We start from the raw sequence: 16,842 nt of genomic DNA on the forward strand, positions 1-16,842 counted from the left end.
TTACACAGCGCTTCGGCGCTCTTTGTGGAATATGGCCTGCATCATGGCGGCTGTGGAATGCTGATTTTGGAGTATCTGGCCTGCTTGAAAGGCACGCCGGGAAAATGCATCGTAGTCACGCACAATTTCTTCAATGGCTCGCCGCAGGCCATATGGTGATAGATCGCTGGTTGTCACCCCTGCATTGTGCTCCAAAACAATACGTCCCAGCCACGTGTTGGCTGTGACCACCACCGGGCAACCTGCGGTCAGGGCATCCAGAGTCACACCACTCACCCGATCCTGAAAATCAACTTCTGCATAGGCCTGTATGCTGATCCCTCCGAAAAACAGCGCACGGTAGTCTTGAGGTGAAAGTGTCTCGCTGAGCAGCGTCAGTTGTGGATAGTTGGACTGCTTGAGGCGCTCAATGTGGGTCAAGATGTCCGGGCCATGTTTGGCTTGGTGCGTCGCAGAGGTTTGAATCCAGAAGGGCAAGGTGCCCTGACTGTGCGCCAAGTCATCCACCAAATCGGCAATCCGGCTGAAGCCTTTGTCCATCCGCGCTGCGCCCGCAAACAACAAGTGTCGAAACCCTGACAAAGTTTGTCTCTGAGGCCGATCAATCACATGCGGATAGGCCACTGTGGTGGCTCGAAAACCAAGTTCTTTGAAAAAAACGGTGGTGGTCTCGGTTGTACACAAAACCTCAATATATGGCTGGCTCCGAGCAATGGCTGCCAGCTTCCCGGCTTTGGACGCCTTGGTGCCCAGCCAGTGCACATACACATACACCTTGTCAGGTGGAATCTGAGCTTTAGCCGCCCAATTCAGGAGCACCAGATCAGTGGTGCCCGCAGTGGAAAGCAGAATTTTCCCCGGCTGATCCAGGAGACGTTTGTAGAGAAAAAAACTTTGGATTTTTCGCAAAGAACGAGAAAAATACGGCCGGATCTCCCCGCGAGATGTCCAAAACTGCCCGATCTCTTTCCCCGACCAGATACGGATGTGTTCTGCAGGAGCCGTTTTGGCAATGGCCTCAACCAAACTGTAACAATGCCCCGTGTAGCTGTTTAGCGTGGGCTCAACAATGTTGAAGATCATGCGCGATCACTGATTAGCTGGCTGTGCCAGTTGCCAGAGTTTGATGTGTCGGTAATAGCTGCCTTCCGCGTTGGCGATGGCCAATGCTAGCCCATGACCACCATCCAGAAATCCAGCCTTGAAAACATAGGTCCGGACAAAGGCCCACAAACCATGCCCGACGGCCCCCCATACGGAGGATCGCTTGCCCCGACCCCAAGCCTGTTGTGCAGAGGCTGTGGAATAGCGATCAATCTTGGTCAAAACATCCGAGAAACTGCGGTGGCTATAGTGAAGCAATGCATTTTTAAGCGGTTGCGATTGCCCCCGATGAACCAGCCTTTCATGCACCAGATCATCGGAAAAACGGGCAGAACCCCGCTTGAACAGACGATCCACATAGTCTGGGGTCCAGCCAGAGTGTCGAATGAAACGGCCACAAAACCAGGATGAGCGAGGAATGCTGTAACAGTCTGCAGCATCGGCTCTAGCAATCACCGTCAAAATTTCCTGACGAAGTTCAGGTGTAACACGCTCATCGGCGTCCAGAGACAACACCCAATCCCCGGTTGCCAGATCCAGCGCTCGATTTTTCTGCGGGCCAAAACCAGGCCAATCTGGAGTCACAGCCACCTTTGCACCCCGTTGACGCGCCAAGTCAGCAGTCTGGTCAGAACTCGTGTTGTCCACCACCACAAGCTCATCAGCAAATTCAACAGACCGCAGACAGGATTCGATGTTAAGTTGCTCATTGCGGGTGACGACAACAACTGAAAGACGCATAGACATTCTTGGAGGTGACAGAGTTCAACTGATAATAACTGCCTCGCCGTTTCAGGAGGCTCTGCGTGAATCCGCAATGGATGCACCAGGCGTTCAATCAGTCACTTCATGTCTAACCCCGCTCCGCAAAGTAGTCGCGCGCTCTATGCCAGGCTCTTGACCTATCTCCGCCCGTACTGGAAGGCGTTTGGCCTGGCTGTTTTAGGCATGGTATGCACAGCTGCTACCGAACCGGTATTCCCTGCCATCATGAAATACCTGCTGGACAACGGGTTCCAGACACCAGACAAAAGACTGATCTGGCTCATTCCACTCGGAATCGTAGCGTTGTTTTTCATCCGAGGCATACTGACTTTTTGTACCAGTTACTTGATGACATGGACTTCTACACATCTAGTCACAGACCTGCGACGCGAGATGTTCAACAAAATCCTTTTTTTGCCAACACAAGCTTTCCATGACCAATCATCAGGCAAACTGATTTCTCGTATTTTGTACGATGCTGACAACGTCAATCTTGCTGCGACAAGTGTCCTGGTAACCGCTGTACGGGAATCCCTGACAGGTGTGGCACTACTGGTTTATCTTCTGTATCTGGACTGGAAACTGACACTGATCACACTGGCCATTGGCCCCTTGATTGCAGTCATCGTGAAAGGATTTAGCAAACGCATACGTGCTGCCAGTCGTTCAAGTTTTGAAGCGATCCGCTCGATGTCGCACACCATTGAAGAAACCGCTTCCGCACACAAAATCATCAAGATATTTGGTGGCCAAACCCAGCAAACCGAACGCTTCTTCAAAAACACAGAGCGTTTTCGCAGATCCATGATGCGTGAGGCATTGCCAGCTTCAGCGATGACGCCCATCACCCATCTTTCAGCATCTCTAGCCGTTGCCTTGATCGCCTACTTGGCACTGAGCCAAACCACTGGTCAAGCCAGTACTTCAGCGGGCGGTTTTGTATCGTTCATCACCGCCATGTTGTTGCTGATATCTCCCATCAAACAGTTAACCAGCATCAGCCCAATTTTGCAACGTGGACTAGCTGCGTGTGAGAGCGTCTTTGCACTGCTTGACCAAAACACAGAAACAGACACGGGTGATAAAAAACTCATTGAGGCAAAAGGAGATATCGTTTTTGAGCATGTGACTTTCAGCTACCCTGGCGCCGAACGGCTCGCACTGAACAACATCAGTTTTAGCGTGAACGCAGGACAAACAGTGGCTTTGGTTGGAGCGTCTGGAGGAGGTAAAACCACCGTCAGCGCACTGATACCACGCTTTTACAGTCCAACCGCCGGACAAATTCGCATTGACGGCATCAACATCCTTGAGCTGACATTGGAAAGTCTGCGACAAAACATTGCTTTGGTCAGTCAAGACATTGTGCTTTTTAACGACACGATTGAGGCCAATATTGCCTTTGGACTAAGCAACCATTGCGACCGCGACAAAGTGATTGCAGCAGCTATAGCGGCGAACGCTTGGGAATTTATTCAGCAGTTGCCCGAAGGACTGTCCACGCTGATCGGTGAAGACGGCGCCAAACTCTCTGGAGGCCAACGCCAACGTATCGCCATAGCACGTGCCTTGCTCAAGGATGCACCCATTCTTATTCTCGACGAAGCCACATCAGCACTCGATACAGAGTCAGAGCGTCAAGTCCAAGCGGCATTGGCGGTGTTAATGAAAAACCGTACAACGCTCGTGATTGCCCACAGACTAAGCACCATCGAAAACTCAGACCGTATCATGGTGCTGGACAAAGGCTGTATCGTTGAATCTGGCACGCACGCTGAACTGATCTCTGCCGACGGCTATTACGCCAATCTGAACCAGATTCAGATGTAAAAGCAAATAGTTGGCTGTTGCACGACAGTGACAAAAGCTAGCCTTCTGAACGACACCTAAGCCCAATACATGTGCAGCGATCAACACAGCGGTTTCCCGCAAAAAGCAGGCATTTGCATACTGAGCCCCGAGCCAGCAGGATTGACACAATAACCCATTTTTGCACCAGCAATATGTTGACGTTTATATATTTGTGAGGCCGAGCATACTCAATCCTAGCGACTAAAAGCAAAAATAATGACATCCTCTCCAAAAAATATACTCATCGCCAATATTCGTCTGATTGGTGATGTCATATTGACGACCCCCCTCATTGCCTTGCTCAGACAAGCATACCCTGAAGCCACTATAGATATTTTAGTCAATCGAGGAACCGGTGAATTCCTAGAAAAAGATCAACGTGTACGAACAGTTATCTACGTTGAAAACAGCAGAAAAAATGATGGGTACCTAGGTCAAATTTTCCGAAGCTATGATTTGGCCATCAACATGAATTCATCTGACAGAGGAAATATTGCAGTACTGCTAGCAGGAAGAGTCACGCGGATCGGATTTCGCAACAAAGGCAACTCACTAAAAAACATATGGCAACGGCTGCTACTTACCCACTCGCTTGTCTTTCCGGAAGATATTCCTGTCGTACATCACTGCGGAGTTATTGCCAAAGCACTACAAATACCTTATACGCATCTGACAGTCGATGTTTTTTGGGACAGCGCAGATGAAGCCAGAGTCAACAGCATTCTCAATGAACGTGGTGTGAACACTCCCTACTTCGTGGTTCATCCTTTTGCCCGATGGATCTACAAATACTGGCGGCCAGAAAGATTTGCAGCAGTCAGTGATGCAATTGTCGAGCGATATGGCCTGCATCCAGTTTGGACATCATCACCTTCAGCAGAGGAGAAGGCAGGGCTTGCCAATGCTGCGCTTTTGTGCCGTCACCAACCAACGCTTATTGCGGGTGATCTATCCATCAATCAGATGACCTGCTTGCTCAAGCGCGCCAAATGTTATCTCGGTCTGGATACCGCCATCAGTCACTTAGCAGCAAGCGTCGGCATACCCATGGTCGCCCTATACGGCCCGACATTTATCTCGCGTTGGTTCCCTTGGTACAACCCTGGCTCTCCAGATCAGGTATGTCCACAGCAGCGAGGCAGGCTACAACGAGGAAATATCGTTGTCGTTCAAAAAGACCGAGAATGTGTCCCTTGCGGCAAGGCAGGATGCGACGACAGTGGACAAACTGCGAGTCCCTGCATGCTAGAGATTACAGAAGATGAAGTTCTGGCGGCAATGGCGGTCTGCTTGGCAGGCCCGCCTGCCAACACACCGCACCTTAATGCATGATAACGATATGACAAAAACTATTCAGCTGAACAAAAGCCGTGGAAAATGGCTGATACTTTCCCACGCTTTTAATATGGACGGTCGTGCAGCTAGCCAAACCATAACCGATAAAATTCCATTCCTGATACAACAGGGTATTACCCCGATTGTGGTTAGCGCCCAAACTGGAACAAAAGATATTTTCATCGAACATCATCAAGTATCGGCTATAGCACCCTCTGGATTGAAGTTTGACATGCGGCATATTTTAAAGAAGTATCTCCGCAACCCACTCGCCTTCAAGATTGTCAGAGGGCTATTTTCTTTGGTACTGCTACCTTTCTATCTACTTGAACGCACATTCATTCATCTGGAAAGTCAGTGGTCCTGGTTCGTCATGGCTTATATCAAGGGGGCGGCACTGATCCGAAAACATAATCCGACGATAATTTATTCTACTGGTGGGGCCAATTCTGCCCATCTCGCAGGCTTTCTGCTAGCTCGTCGTTATCACATCCCGTGGATCGCCGAACTTCACGATCCAATGATTCATGGCGAATGGCGAAACTCACGGATGGCTTACGGCTGGGCCAAATATCTTGAACAAAAAATCTGCAAACATGCTTCGGTTGCGTGGTGGTTTACCGAGATGGCCCTAGCTAGGGCAAGTGAACGCAATCCTGACCTTGGCTCAAGGGGTCACATGATCATACCGGGTGTGGCAGCTCCTGATTTTCAAGACGCCGTGTACAAAAAGAAAGAGCGTCTACATTTTACCCACTGCGGCTCATTGGCTGAGACGAGAAATCTTGCAGTCTTTATTGAAGCTTTGCATGGAGTATTGGAAAAAGATCCGCAGTACGGCAACAAAGTCCAGATAGATATATACAGCTCTAAACTAGACTCGGTTTCAAGAGAAGCTTTAACCCGTTTTCCTCTACCCGGCATTGTCGTAGAGCATGGCCGCTTAGAAACAGATTTAGCCACTGGAAAAAGCGGGAGACAACAGGTACTGGAAGCAATGCGCCGCTCAGATGTGCTTCTGCTGTTGCATGGAAGCGACCCCTTCTGCGAAGAATACATTCCATCAAAACTATTTGAATATCTTTGGGCTAAACGGCCGATACTTGGTTTGATTTGGAGAAACGCTCAGTTAGAAAATATTCTTAATGAGCGACAGCACACTGTAGTTAACGCTCTTGATGTTGTCGATTTACAAAACAAACTATTAGAAAAACTCAATAATTGGGAAACCAGTGAGCTTCCAGACAATCCAAAATCGACTCCATTCACTGTGGAAGACGCAGTGTCCAAAATAGTGACCTTGGTGGATAATCTGACTCCACAAAGAGATTCAAAGCGACACGGGCAGCATTGATATGAAGAATTTGGTACTCTTTTGCAAATCTTATAAAAATGATGTTCTTCGCGTTGTAGAACTAACCAAAAGTGTGCAAAAGTATAATACTGACCACATCCCGTTCTATATATCTGTACCGGCAACGGATATAGACCTGTTTCGAAATAAACTTACCGGATTAACTTATACGCTAATTCAAGATGAAGAGATCTTGCAGGCAAATCCAAAGCACTCCATTGATTTAATGCATGAGATGCCAGGCAACCTTCTACAACAGGTCATCAAGTCGGAATTCTGGCGTTTGGGACTTTGTCAAAATTATGTAATGATTGACTCAGATGCATATTTTATTAAGCCTTTCGCACACAAAGACTTTATGTATGACAAAGAAACACCTTATACCGTCATGCATGAAGGAAGAGATCTTCTCAACTTTGCTGCTCGTCATGGCAAGCATAAAATCAGAAATGATTTTATGAAAGATCGTATTCAAGGCCAACAGCGCTTTGATCGATCGGGGCGAGTGTATGATTTTGGACCGTTACCCATCATATGCTCATCTTTAGTTTGGAAAGCATTAGATGAAAAATACATAGCAACAAGGAATTACAGTTTTTCAAATCTTATTCAAGAGTATCCCAACGAAATGCTATTGTATGGCGAAGCATTGCTAAAATACTCTCCAGTTCGTTTAATGCCAATAGAACCTCTTTTTAAAGTATTTCATTACAAACAGCAATATGACGAAAGCAAAGAGATTGGCGAAACCGAAGAAGTGATTTCTCAAAATTATTTAGGAATAATTAAACAATCAAACTGGGATTTTGGATTGGACCTTATCAAAAAAAAGAAAAGAATTTGGAAGTCACTCTGGATGAAAAAGTAATTCACAAAATTAGAGCTACTCAAAATGAAATTTATCAAATTTCCGTAATATTTTTCAGAAAATATTAAAAATCCACAACAAGAAAATTAAGGCATACTTCTTTGAAAGCAAATAGCATTCCAATACTATTAACTTCAAGTGTCATCGCACATGATACAAGTGTAAAACTTACTGATACCGAAAAAAGAATAGCGTTTGCACTTGAGTCGGTCAGGGAATGGCTCGCCATTGACTCCAGCTTACAAATTATTTTATGTGACGGCTCCGGTTTTGATTTCACCCCACTTATTACAAAAAAATTTCCCAACTCAAAAACAGAATGCATTTTCTTTGAAAACAACAAAGACATGGTAAGCAAATATGGACGCGGTTTTGGCGAAGGAGAAATCGTTAAATATGCATTAGCTCGCTCAGAGTCTATATCAAAGGCCGGTTGCTTCGCAAAATGCACATCCAAACTCTGGGTGAAAAACTATCTTAAGTGCCTGTCTGCATGGAATGGGAATCTTCTTTTCAAAGGCGTTTTCGTTAATACCTTTTCCCTATTCAGACCCATAAAACTAAAATACATTGACACTCGATTTTATATAGCCAGCATTAGTGCTTATGAAGAATTTTTTATAAATTCTCATTTAAACATCAAAAAAGATATAGGGCATGGTTTAGAAGAGTGCTTTCTTGAATCTATTCAAAAAAATAAAATAGAAGCATGCCTACTTAATGAACCTCCAATTATTTGCGGAGTTGGTGGTGGCACCGGCGTAAGCTACAAAACGTCATTCAAACGCACAATCAAAGAAAAGTTAAAAATCAGATTAGCAAGAAGAAATAAGAATTTTTACCATTTATTCTCTAAAAGATAACACATCAGTCATTAAGAATTACTAGATTTGGATTGTTTAAAATACAAATAAGAGATAACCGCTGCTTGCATTTGCAAATAATGCTCTCGGTAAACGGAATCCATAAATCCTCTGAGAATCCAGAACAAACTCATCAAAAACAATGCAAATGCCCAGGCATCAAAGGAGTGCCCCATGATGCCATGCCAGCCTTTAAGCATAAAAGAGATAAAAACCCATCCAAGCAATATCGCACCAACCAACCCCAGTGCCAAAACAATGTCCATCCAAGCTTGATGTGTGTGCGCAAAATGCATCACCGGCGGATGACCACATTTTTTCTCAATAAGCCTCTCATAAGTTGATCTTGAACCATCTATACCGCGCAAATTCTCAGCTATCAAGGAGAATCCTGCGCGCGTCAAAACAACTCGCCCTCCATCTGAGTTCAAACTTGAAATCAACTCCTCGGAGTATGACGGCAACTTATCTTTGTATTTATATATAATTTTTTCTTGATCAACCACCGACAAACCATTACATAGAAAATCTATAGGATTTTCGATATCAAATCCTACAGATATCTTATCAACCACCCCCCTCCACCTTACATCATTATTCACAATCTTTGCTGCAAATGTTGCAAAAAAAGCTAGCAAAATTAGAACACCAAAAAATGCCTTAAAAACACACCTTCCAGAACAGGATTTTCGATTTTTAGTTCGTTTCCTTATATTTCTTAGCAATATAGAAAAAAATGCCCCCGTCAGCATAATCACTCCAAAAAATACAGCTCCCCTTGAACTGGCAATCAATACGCTCAAAAAACAAAGCGTGATACCGATCGCAGCAATCCAAAACCTAAATTGTTGACCTTTCTGCCAGGCTACAACAGAACAAACCACAAACAACACGATGGCCTGACAAGCTGCATAGCCCAGATTCCCATGCATGGGATCGTATCCACGAAACCCCCATGGAAAGTTATGCGGTACAAGATCTTCACGCGAAGAGAAATCAAAAGCCTGGATTAGACAACTCCATATCTCATCAATGGATATGGTGTCAGGAATATTGACGCCTAATGCACCTGACCATGCCAGTAATGTCAGCGACAGGTGAATGAAAATAGGTAAAGTGCTGGCAATAGCCAAACCCCAAAGACTTGGCCCCCGTGGGCCGAGAATTTTTGCAGCACCAATACCAACACACCAAGCAAAAATAGACTGCCCCCATTGCCCTCCGAGATTTTTCCAAGCTAGATCTGATTGTTCAGCCCATAGTGGGAAAAAAACTAAAAAACAACACCAAAAAATAAGAGATGCAGGAATCTCATGTAGCTCTAAATCTTTTCCAAGTAGCAAAGTTCTGGAAAAAATGAAGTAAAAAAATAAACAAACAAGGGTAAACAGGAAAATATTTCTTAATCCTGTGGTGTTGGCAAGTGGCAGGATTGAAAAATATGCCAAAAAAATCCAATAATACACCCTGAACAAAATAGGCAACTTATTACTCATTCCAAATATGAGATTATTAAAATAGTCACGTCATTATTCCCGGTATAGCCTGTGGCTTTGATTCTGCGTTAGCACCACGCAAGAAACCGACTTACCGGCCTCACAGCAACACAATATCGTACTGCTCCTGGCCCATGGCACCTTCGCTTTGCAGCGACACCGGTTTGCCGATGAACTCGCTCAGGCCCGCCAGATGCTGACTCTCCTCGTCCAGAAACAGCTCGATGACCTTGGGGGAGGCCACCACCCGGAACTCCTTGGGGTTGAACTGGCGTGCCTCACGCAAAATCTCGCGAAAAATATCGTAGGCCACACTGCGCGGCGTTTTGACAATGCCTTTGCCTTGGCACAACGGACAGGGTTCACACAACATGTGCGCCAGGGACTCGCGGGTGCGCTTGCGTGTCATCTCCACCAGACCCAGCTGCGAAAAGCCGCCACACATGGTTTTGACGCGGTCACGCGCCAACTGCTTGCGCATTTCGGTCAACACCGCCTGGCGGTGTTCCTCACGCTCCATGTCGATGAAGTCCACCACAATGATGCCGCCCAGGTTACGCAGACGCAGTTGCCGGGCAATGGCTTGTGCAGCTTCCAGGTTGGTTCTGAAGATGGTGTCATCAAAGTTGCGGGCGCCGACAAAACCGCCGGTGTTGACATCCACCGTGGTGAGAGCCTCGGTCTGGTCCACGATCAGATAACCGCCCGACTTCAGCTCCACCCGCCGACCCAACGCCTTGGCGATGTCTTCGTCAATCGAGTGCAAATCAAAAATCGGCCGTTCACCCTTGTAGTGCTGCAGCTTTTGCGCCGCAGCCGGCATGAACTCCACACCAAAGGCTTTCAAGGCTTCAAACTGCTCCAGCGAGTCCACCCGGATAGAGACGGTGCGTTCACCCACCATGTCGCGCAGCACCCGCTGCATCAGGCTCAAATCCTGGTGCAACAAGGAGCTGGCAGGCAGCTTGGTGGCGGCCTCACGGATGCGTTTCCAGGCTTTGCGCAGGTAGGCGATGTCGTCAGCCAGTTCCTGATCGCTGGCATCCTCGGCGTTGGTGCGCAGGATGAAGCCGCCGCCCATGTCCCCCACCAGCGACTGCACCCGCTGGCGCAAACTCTCGCGCTGCTCGGTCGGTATCTTCTGCGACACACCAATGTGGTCGTCCTGCGGCAAAAACACCAGCATGCGCCCGGCAATGCTGATCTGGGTGGACAGGCGCGCGCCCTTGGTGCCAATCGGGTCCTTGATCACCTGCACCATCAGGCTCTGGCCCTCAAACACCTGTTTTTCAATCGGAATCTGCGAAGCTGCCGCACGTGCGTTGGAGATGGTTTCACCCTCGGCAGGTGGGTGCCAGACATCGGCCACATGCAAAAACGCAGCACGCTCCAGACCAATGTCGATGAAGGCCGACTGCATGCCTGGCAGCACTCGCACCACCTTGCCCAGGTAGACATTGCTCACCAGGCCGCGCTCGAGCGAGCGCTCGACGTGCAACTCCTGCAGCGCACCGCCCTCGACAATGGCCACACGCGTCTCCTGCGGCGCCCAATTGATCAGAATATCTTCTTGCATAGGGGGCAGACTGTAACGCCTCGCGGCCTAACGGCCCAGTCCGAAACCTTGCAACAAGGTGTTGGTCTCAAACATCGGCAAACCCATGATGCCGCTGTAACTGCCGCTGATGTGGGCAATGTGTGCCGCCACCCTGCCCTGCACCCCATAAGCCCCCGCCTTGCCCATCGGTTCTACACTGTCCACATAGGCCTGGATCTGCGCATCACTCATGGTGGCAAAAGTCACTTTGGAGATCGACACCGCCTGCTCACGCTGTTGCTCGGTGCCGATTACCACCGCTGTGAGCACACGGTGGGTTTTGCCCGACAGGGCACGCAAGATACGCACCGCGTCGGCATCGTCTTGCGGCTTGCCCAGAATCACCCGGCCCAGCGCCACCGTGGTGTCCGAGCACAACACGGGCGCGGCTGGCAGGCCACGCTTTTTCAGCCGTGCCAAGGCCGCGTCGAGCTTGAGCTGGGTGACACGCTGCACATAGGCCAGCGGCGCCTCACGCGGCAGGGCTGCTTCCAGGGCTTCTGCGTCTTCATCCGCATCAGGCAAGAGCAACTCATAGGCCACGCCAAGCTGCTCCAGCAGCTGCCTGCGCCGCGGGCTTTGGGAGGCCAGGTAAACGAATGGCTTCATGTCTGACTATTCCCTGTGGTACGGGTGGTTGGCGTTGATCGACCAAGCGCGGTAGAGCTGCTCCACCAGCAGCACCCGCACCATGGCGTGGGGCAGCGTCAAGTCTGACAAACGAATCCGCTCATGCGCCGCCTGCCGGAACGCCGGGTCCAGCCCGTCCGGGCCACCAATCACCAGTGCCACATCACCGCCTGACAGCTGCCAGTCTTTGAGCTTGCCGGCCAGCGCCATGGTGGTCAGCGTGGTGCCACGTTCGTCCAGCGCCACAATGCGACAGCCTTTCGGAATCGCGGCCTCAATACGGGCGCGCTCAGCGGCGTAAATGGTTTCCAGCGACTTGGAGGCGCGTGGCTCTGTTTTGACCGCCTTGAGTTCGAGCTTGATCTCGAACGGAAAGCGTTTGGCGTAATCGTCCCAGGCGGTTTGTGCCCAGTCGGGCACACGCTGACCTACCGCAACTATCAGCAGCCGCACACTCAGGCTTTGCGCGAAGCGGGTTTGGCGGCCCGTTTGGCGGGCGCAGACTTGGCCGCAGATTTTTTGGCAGCGGGCTTGCTCGGCGCGTTCACCACCAGGGTCTTGATCCGGGGTTTGGCCACAGTCTCAGCATCTTTTGCGCCTCTAGCCCTTGTGGGTGAAGCTTTGGCAGCTACTTTTTTCGCAGCAGCTGCCTTGACCTCTTCCTGCTTTCTGAGCTGAGCTTTGGAGGGGAAGGCGTCTTCCACCCCCTTCTTGGCGGCGCTGGAGCGGCGCAAGCTGGTCTCGGGTTTGGCGGCACGAGCCGGCTGGGTCGGTGCGGCGGGCGCCTTGACGGCCTTGGCCACCACCGGCTTGGCGGCACCGAGCTTCAGGCGCACCGGTTTTTCACCCCACAACTCTTCGAGGTTGTAATAAGTGCGGTAGCTGGGCTGCATCACATGCACCACGGCCTGGCCACAGTCCACAATGATCCACTCACCGTTGGCTTCACCCTCAACCCTCGGTTTGGTGAAACCGGCGTCACGCACCGCATCCACCACACTCATGGCCAGCGCCTTGGTTTGCCGGTTGGACGAACCCGAGGCGATGATCACCCGCTCAAACAGCGAGGACAACTCTTCGGTGTCAAACACCACAATCTCCTGCGCCTTGACGTCTTCGAGGCCGTCCACAATCGCACGTTGCAGTTTTTGCACGTTCTTTTTGCCATCCGCCTTGGCCTCGGACTTGTCCACGGGTTTGACCGCTGGTTTGGTAACGGCGCGTTGGCGCTCTTCGGCTTCCAGCGGCGTCAGCGCCTGGCTGGCCGCTTTCGCGGTGGTCTTGGCAGCCGATTTGGCGGGGGTTTTGGCGGCGCGTTTGGCAGCGGTCGGGGTGGTGGTTTTGGTAGTCATCAAGAGGATAGGTAAAGGTGGTGGTCGGCAATATAACGCGCAACGCTCTCGCCCACCAGTGCCGTCACGTTTTGGTGGGTAGAAATGGCAGAGCGGATGTCGGTTGCGCTGATGGCCATCGATGGCATTTGCAGGTGGAAAAAACGCTCGGGATACGCCTTTTCTGCATCAAACACGGCCCTGACCCTCGTTAGATCTGGGCGATCAGCTACACATATTGTAGCTGATTGCAAAATCTCCTGCCACGACTGCCAAGTCGTCAGCGCTTGCGCCTGATCGGCGCCGATGATCAGGAACAACTCGGCCTGGCTGAACTCGGCACACAACTCACGCAGGGTGTCGATGGTATAACTGGGCCCGGCGCGTTGGGTTTCACGCGGATCGACCCAGGCTTGAGAGATGCCTGCAAACGCCAGCTGCGTCATGGCCAGGCGGTGGGTGGCGTCGGTCAGCACCCGGGCTTTGTGCCAGGCCTGGCCGGTGGGCACCACACACAAACCGTCAAGATCCAGCTGGACCACGGCGGCCTGCCCCAACGCCACATGCGCTAGGTGCGGCGGGTCAAATGAGCCGCCCAGGATACCGATGCGTTTGGGCGCCACGCCAGACGAGCTCAGAGCCACTCCCGACGTACCAGAAACTGCTCTGTCAACGCGGCCTCAGGCGAACCCGGCGCGTGTACCTGGTTGTAAGACCAACTCACCAGCGGCGGCATCGAGAGCAAAATCGACTCGGTGCGGCCACCCGACTGCAGGCCAAAGTGGGTGCCCCGGTCCCACACCAGGTTGAACTCCACATAGCGGCCGCGTCGGTAGAGCTGGAAGTTGCGTTCACGCTCACCATAGGGCGTGTCCTTGCGGCGCAAGACGATCGGCAGGTAAGCACCCAGAAAACTGTCCGCCACCGACTGCATCATGGCCAGGCTGCGCTCAAAGCCCAGCTCCTGGAAATCGTCAAAAAACACGCCGCCCACACCACGCTGCTCACCCCGGTGTTTGTTGCAGAAGTAGTCGTCGCACCAGGTCTTGAAACGCGGGTATTTGTCGTCCCCAAACGGGGTCAAAGCCGTCTTGCAGCTCTGGTGGAAAAACACCGCATCTTCCTCAAAACCGTAATACGGCGTCAGGTCCATGCCACCGCCAAACCAGCACACCACCGAACCATCGCTGGCGGTGGCCGAGATCATGCGCACGTTCATGTGCACCGTGGGCACGTAGGGGTTGCGCGGGTGGAACACCAGCGACACCCCCATGGCCTCAAACGGAACCCCCACCAGACCGGGCCGGTGCTGCGTGGCCGAGGGCGGCAGGCTTGGGCCACGCACATGCGAAAAACCGCAACCCGCACGTTCGAACACCGGGCCGTTTTCCAAAATCTGGGTGATGCCCTGCCCTTGCAACTTGTCGCCAGGCTCCTTGTGCCAGGCATCGGTCAGGAAGGCGCTGCCGTCGATCTCACTGATGGCGCTGGTGATACGCGCCTGCAGGCCACGCAGGTAGTTGCTGACCTGCGCTGTCACATCCCCCGGCTGGCTCACCTCGGCTGTCATGCAGCTGTACCTTTGATAGCACGGTACCCAATGTCGGTGCGGTATTGCATGCCATCAAAGCGAATACCTGCGGCCACCTCGTAAGCACGCTGCTGGGCCAGGCGCACGTTGTCGGCCAGCACCGTCACGCAGAGCACACGTCCGCCAGAGGTTTGCAATTGCCCATCCACCAGGGTGCTGCCCGCATGGAACACACAGGCGTCCTCCACTTCTTTGGGAATGCCGGTAATGGCATCACCTTTGCGCGGCTGCATAGGGTAGCCGTGGGCGGCCAACACCACACCCAGGGCGGTGCGGCGGTCCCACTCCAGCTCGATCTGGTCGAGCTTGCCGTGTGGGCCGGGTTCGGTGGCGGCCAGCATCACGTCCACCAGATCGGTCTTCAGGCGCATCATGATGGGCTGGGTTTCCGGGTCACCCATGCGGCAGTTGAACTCCAGCGTTTTGGGTTTGCCCTGGGCATCGATCATCAGGCCCGCGTACAAAAAGCCCGAGAACGGGATGCCATCCTTTTCCATGCCGCGAATGGTTGGCAGGATGATCTCGCGCATGGCGCGGGCATGCACATCGGGCGTGACGATGGGTGCGGGGGAATACGCACCCATGCCACCGGTGTTGGGGCCCAGATCACCATTGAGCAGGCGTTTGTGGTCCTGGCTGGTGGCCAGTGGCAACACGTTTTTGCCGTCCACCATCACGATGAAGCTGGCCTCTTCTCCGGCCAGAAACTCCTCGATGACCACCCGCGCGCCACCGGCGTTGTGGCTCACCCCCAGGGTGTTGTCCAGCAGCATGAAGTCCACCGCCGCGTGCGCCTCGGCCAGGTTGGAGGCCACCACCACCCCTTTGCCAGCAGCCAGGCCATCGGCCTTGACAACGATAGGTGCACCCATCTTGTCGATGTAGGCATGGGCCAGCACCGGGTCAGAAAAGGTCTCAAACTCGGCCGTGGGAATGGCGTGGCGCTTCATGAAAGCTTTGGAAAACGCCTTGGAGCTTTCCAGCTGGGCTGCGGCCTGGGTCGGGCCAAACACACGCAGACCGTGTTTGCGGAACTCGTCGACCACGCCAGCGGCCAGCGGCCCCTCGGGGCCCACCACCGTCAGGGCGATCTTCTGGGCCAGCGCCCATTCACGCAGCTGCTGAATGTCGGTAATGTCCACATTCTCGAACTGCGGGTCCAGCGCGGTGCCGCCATTGCCCGGTGCCACGTAGATTTTGTGGGTTTTGGGCGACTGGGCCAGTTTCCAGGCGAGGGCGTGTTCGCGGCCACCGCCGCCAATGACGAGGATTTTCATAAGTCTTGGGTGTCGAGTTGGGCGTTGTGGTACACCGCTTGTACATCATCCAGGTCTTCAATCGCGTCGAGCAGCTTCTGCATGCGCGCTGCCTCGTCGCCTGTGACCTCGATCGGGTTTTCGGGCCGCATGGTCACCTCGGCATCAGCGGGGGTCAGACCAGCGGCCACCAGCGCGTCCTTGATGGCTTCAAAGTCTGCCACCGGGGTGATCACCTCAATGGCGCCGTCCTCGTCAGTGATCACATCATCGGCACCGGCTTCCAGCGCCACTTCCATCACCTTGTCTTCACTCACACCGGGCGCAAAAATGATCTGGCCACAGTGTTTGAACTGGAACGCCACCGAACCCTCGGTGCCCATGTTGCCGCCAAACTTGGAGAACGCATGCCGCACCTCGGCCACGGTGCGCACCTTGTTGTCGGTCATGGTGTCAACAATGATCGCCGCGCCACCAATGCCGTAACCCTCGTAACGGATTTCCTCGTAGCTGATGCCGTCGAGCGAACCGGTGGCTTTGTCGATGTTGTATTTGATGCGGTCGGCCGGCATGTTGGCCGCCTTGGCGCGGTCAATGGCCAAACGCAGACGCGGGTTGGCGGACAAGTCACCGCCACCGGAGCGCGCAGCCACGGTGATCTCACGGATGATGCGCGTCCAGATCTTGCCGCGCTTCTCGTCCTGACGGCCTTTGCGGTGCTGAATATTGGCCCATTTACTGTGTCCTGCCACGGGAATTCCTTTGAAAATTCGTTACGCTATTGGCTCGATTGTACTTTTT

16 protein-coding genes are annotated in these 16,842 nt (G+C 52.1%); 5 read left to right on the top strand and 11 right to left on the bottom strand.

What is annotated here, in order from left to right:
* Window positions 1-1,083, bottom strand: coding sequence for a hypothetical protein (locus KKO72_RS00375; protein ID WP_214934220.1), 1,083 nt, complete (start codon window positions 1,081-1,083; stop codon window positions 1-3).
* A 6-nt stretch (window positions 1,084-1,089) separates the two neighbouring features.
* Entirely contained in the window at window positions 1,090-1,845 is a 756-nt protein-coding gene (locus tag KKO72_RS00380; RefSeq protein ID WP_214934223.1) for a glycosyltransferase family 2 protein, read from the bottom strand.
* A 108-nt stretch (window positions 1,846-1,953) separates the two neighbouring features.
* Here KKO72_RS00380 and msbA point away from each other — a divergent pair, with 108 nt between their 5' ends.
* The 5 genes from msbA to KKO72_RS00405 all read left to right on the top strand — a co-directional run bounded on the left by msbA (window position 1,954) and on the right by KKO72_RS00405 (window position 8,140).
* Entirely contained in the window at window positions 1,954-3,699 is a 1,746-nt protein-coding gene (gene msbA / locus KKO72_RS00385; RefSeq protein ID WP_214934226.1) for a lipid A export permease/ATP-binding protein MsbA, read from the top strand.
* Window positions 3,700-3,936: 237 nt separating this feature from the next.
* Window positions 3,937-5,052 (top strand): glycosyltransferase family 9 protein, encoded by a 1,116-nt coding sequence (locus KKO72_RS00390; protein ID WP_214934229.1) that lies wholly within the window; start codon window positions 3,937-3,939, stop codon window positions 5,050-5,052.
* Window positions 4,982-6,409, top strand: a complete 1,428-nt coding sequence (locus KKO72_RS00395; RefSeq protein WP_214934232.1) for a hypothetical protein — start codon at window positions 4,982-4,984, stop codon at window positions 6,407-6,409. The genes KKO72_RS00390 and KKO72_RS00395 overlap by 71 nt, the downstream gene beginning before the upstream one ends.
* Window position 6,410: 1 nt before the next feature.
* Entirely contained in the window at window positions 6,411-7,277 is an 867-nt protein-coding gene (locus KKO72_RS00400; RefSeq protein ID WP_214934235.1) for a DUF6492 family protein, read from the top strand.
* 101 nt (window positions 7,278-7,378) lie between these two features.
* Window positions 7,379-8,140, top strand: a complete 762-nt coding sequence (locus KKO72_RS00405) for a hypothetical protein (RefSeq protein ID WP_214934238.1) — start codon at window positions 7,379-7,381, stop codon at window positions 8,138-8,140.
* An 11-nt stretch (window positions 8,141-8,151) separates the two neighbouring features.
* Here KKO72_RS00405 and KKO72_RS00410 read toward each other — a convergent pair whose 3' ends face one another.
* The 9 genes from KKO72_RS00410 to KKO72_RS00450 form a co-directional block, all read right to left on the bottom strand.
* Complete coding sequence (locus tag KKO72_RS00410) at window positions 8,152-9,624, bottom strand: O-antigen ligase (RefSeq protein ID WP_214934241.1); 1,473 nt, start codon at window positions 9,622-9,624, stop codon at window positions 8,152-8,154.
* A gap of 112 nt (window positions 9,625-9,736) precedes the next feature.
* Window positions 9,737-11,212, bottom strand: a complete 1,476-nt coding sequence (gene rng, locus KKO72_RS00415) for a ribonuclease G (RefSeq protein WP_078365845.1) — start codon at window positions 11,210-11,212, stop codon at window positions 9,737-9,739.
* Between the two features lie 27 nt (window positions 11,213-11,239).
* On the bottom strand, window positions 11,240-11,842 hold the full coding sequence (locus tag KKO72_RS00420) for a nucleoside triphosphate pyrophosphatase (protein WP_214934244.1): 603 nt from the start codon (window positions 11,840-11,842) through the stop codon (window positions 11,240-11,242).
* A gap of 6 nt (window positions 11,843-11,848) precedes the next feature.
* Window positions 11,849-12,316 carry a 23S rRNA (pseudouridine(1915)-N(3))-methyltransferase RlmH gene (gene rlmH / locus KKO72_RS00425; RefSeq protein ID WP_078365847.1) on the bottom strand — a complete coding sequence of 156 codons (468 nt, stop codon included), beginning with the start codon at window positions 12,314-12,316 and terminating at the stop codon, window positions 11,849-11,851.
* Window positions 12,317-12,318: 2 nt separating this feature from the next.
* Window positions 12,319-13,215: a ribosome silencing factor gene (gene rsfS, locus KKO72_RS00430; RefSeq protein WP_214934247.1), complete on the bottom strand. Its 897-nt coding sequence runs from the start codon at window positions 13,213-13,215 to the stop codon at window positions 12,319-12,321.
* Entirely contained in the window at window positions 13,215-13,838 is a 624-nt protein-coding gene (gene nadD / locus KKO72_RS00435; protein ID WP_371736790.1) for a nicotinate-nucleotide adenylyltransferase, read from the bottom strand. Before nadD ends, rsfS begins: the two co-directional genes overlap by 1 nt.
* Entirely contained in the window at window positions 13,829-14,764 is a 936-nt protein-coding gene (gene hemF / locus KKO72_RS00440) for an oxygen-dependent coproporphyrinogen oxidase (protein ID WP_214934251.1), read from the bottom strand. The genes nadD and hemF overlap by 10 nt, the downstream gene beginning before the upstream one ends.
* Window positions 14,761-16,062, bottom strand: coding sequence for a phosphoribosylamine--glycine ligase (gene purD, locus KKO72_RS00445; RefSeq protein ID WP_214934254.1), 1,302 nt, complete (start codon window positions 16,060-16,062; stop codon window positions 14,761-14,763). The genes hemF and purD overlap by 4 nt, the downstream gene beginning before the upstream one ends.
* Window positions 16,059-16,793 carry a YebC/PmpR family DNA-binding transcriptional regulator gene (locus tag KKO72_RS00450; RefSeq protein ID WP_078365851.1) on the bottom strand — a complete coding sequence of 245 codons (735 nt, stop codon included), beginning with the start codon at window positions 16,791-16,793 and terminating at the stop codon, window positions 16,059-16,061. Before KKO72_RS00450 ends, purD begins: the two co-directional genes overlap by 4 nt.
* Window positions 16,794-16,842 lie beyond the last annotated feature (49 nt).

It is taken from the genome of Rhodoferax sp. U11-2br (assembly GCF_018619435.1).
GTDB lineage: Bacteria > Pseudomonadota > Gammaproteobacteria > Burkholderiales > Burkholderiaceae_C > Rhodoferax.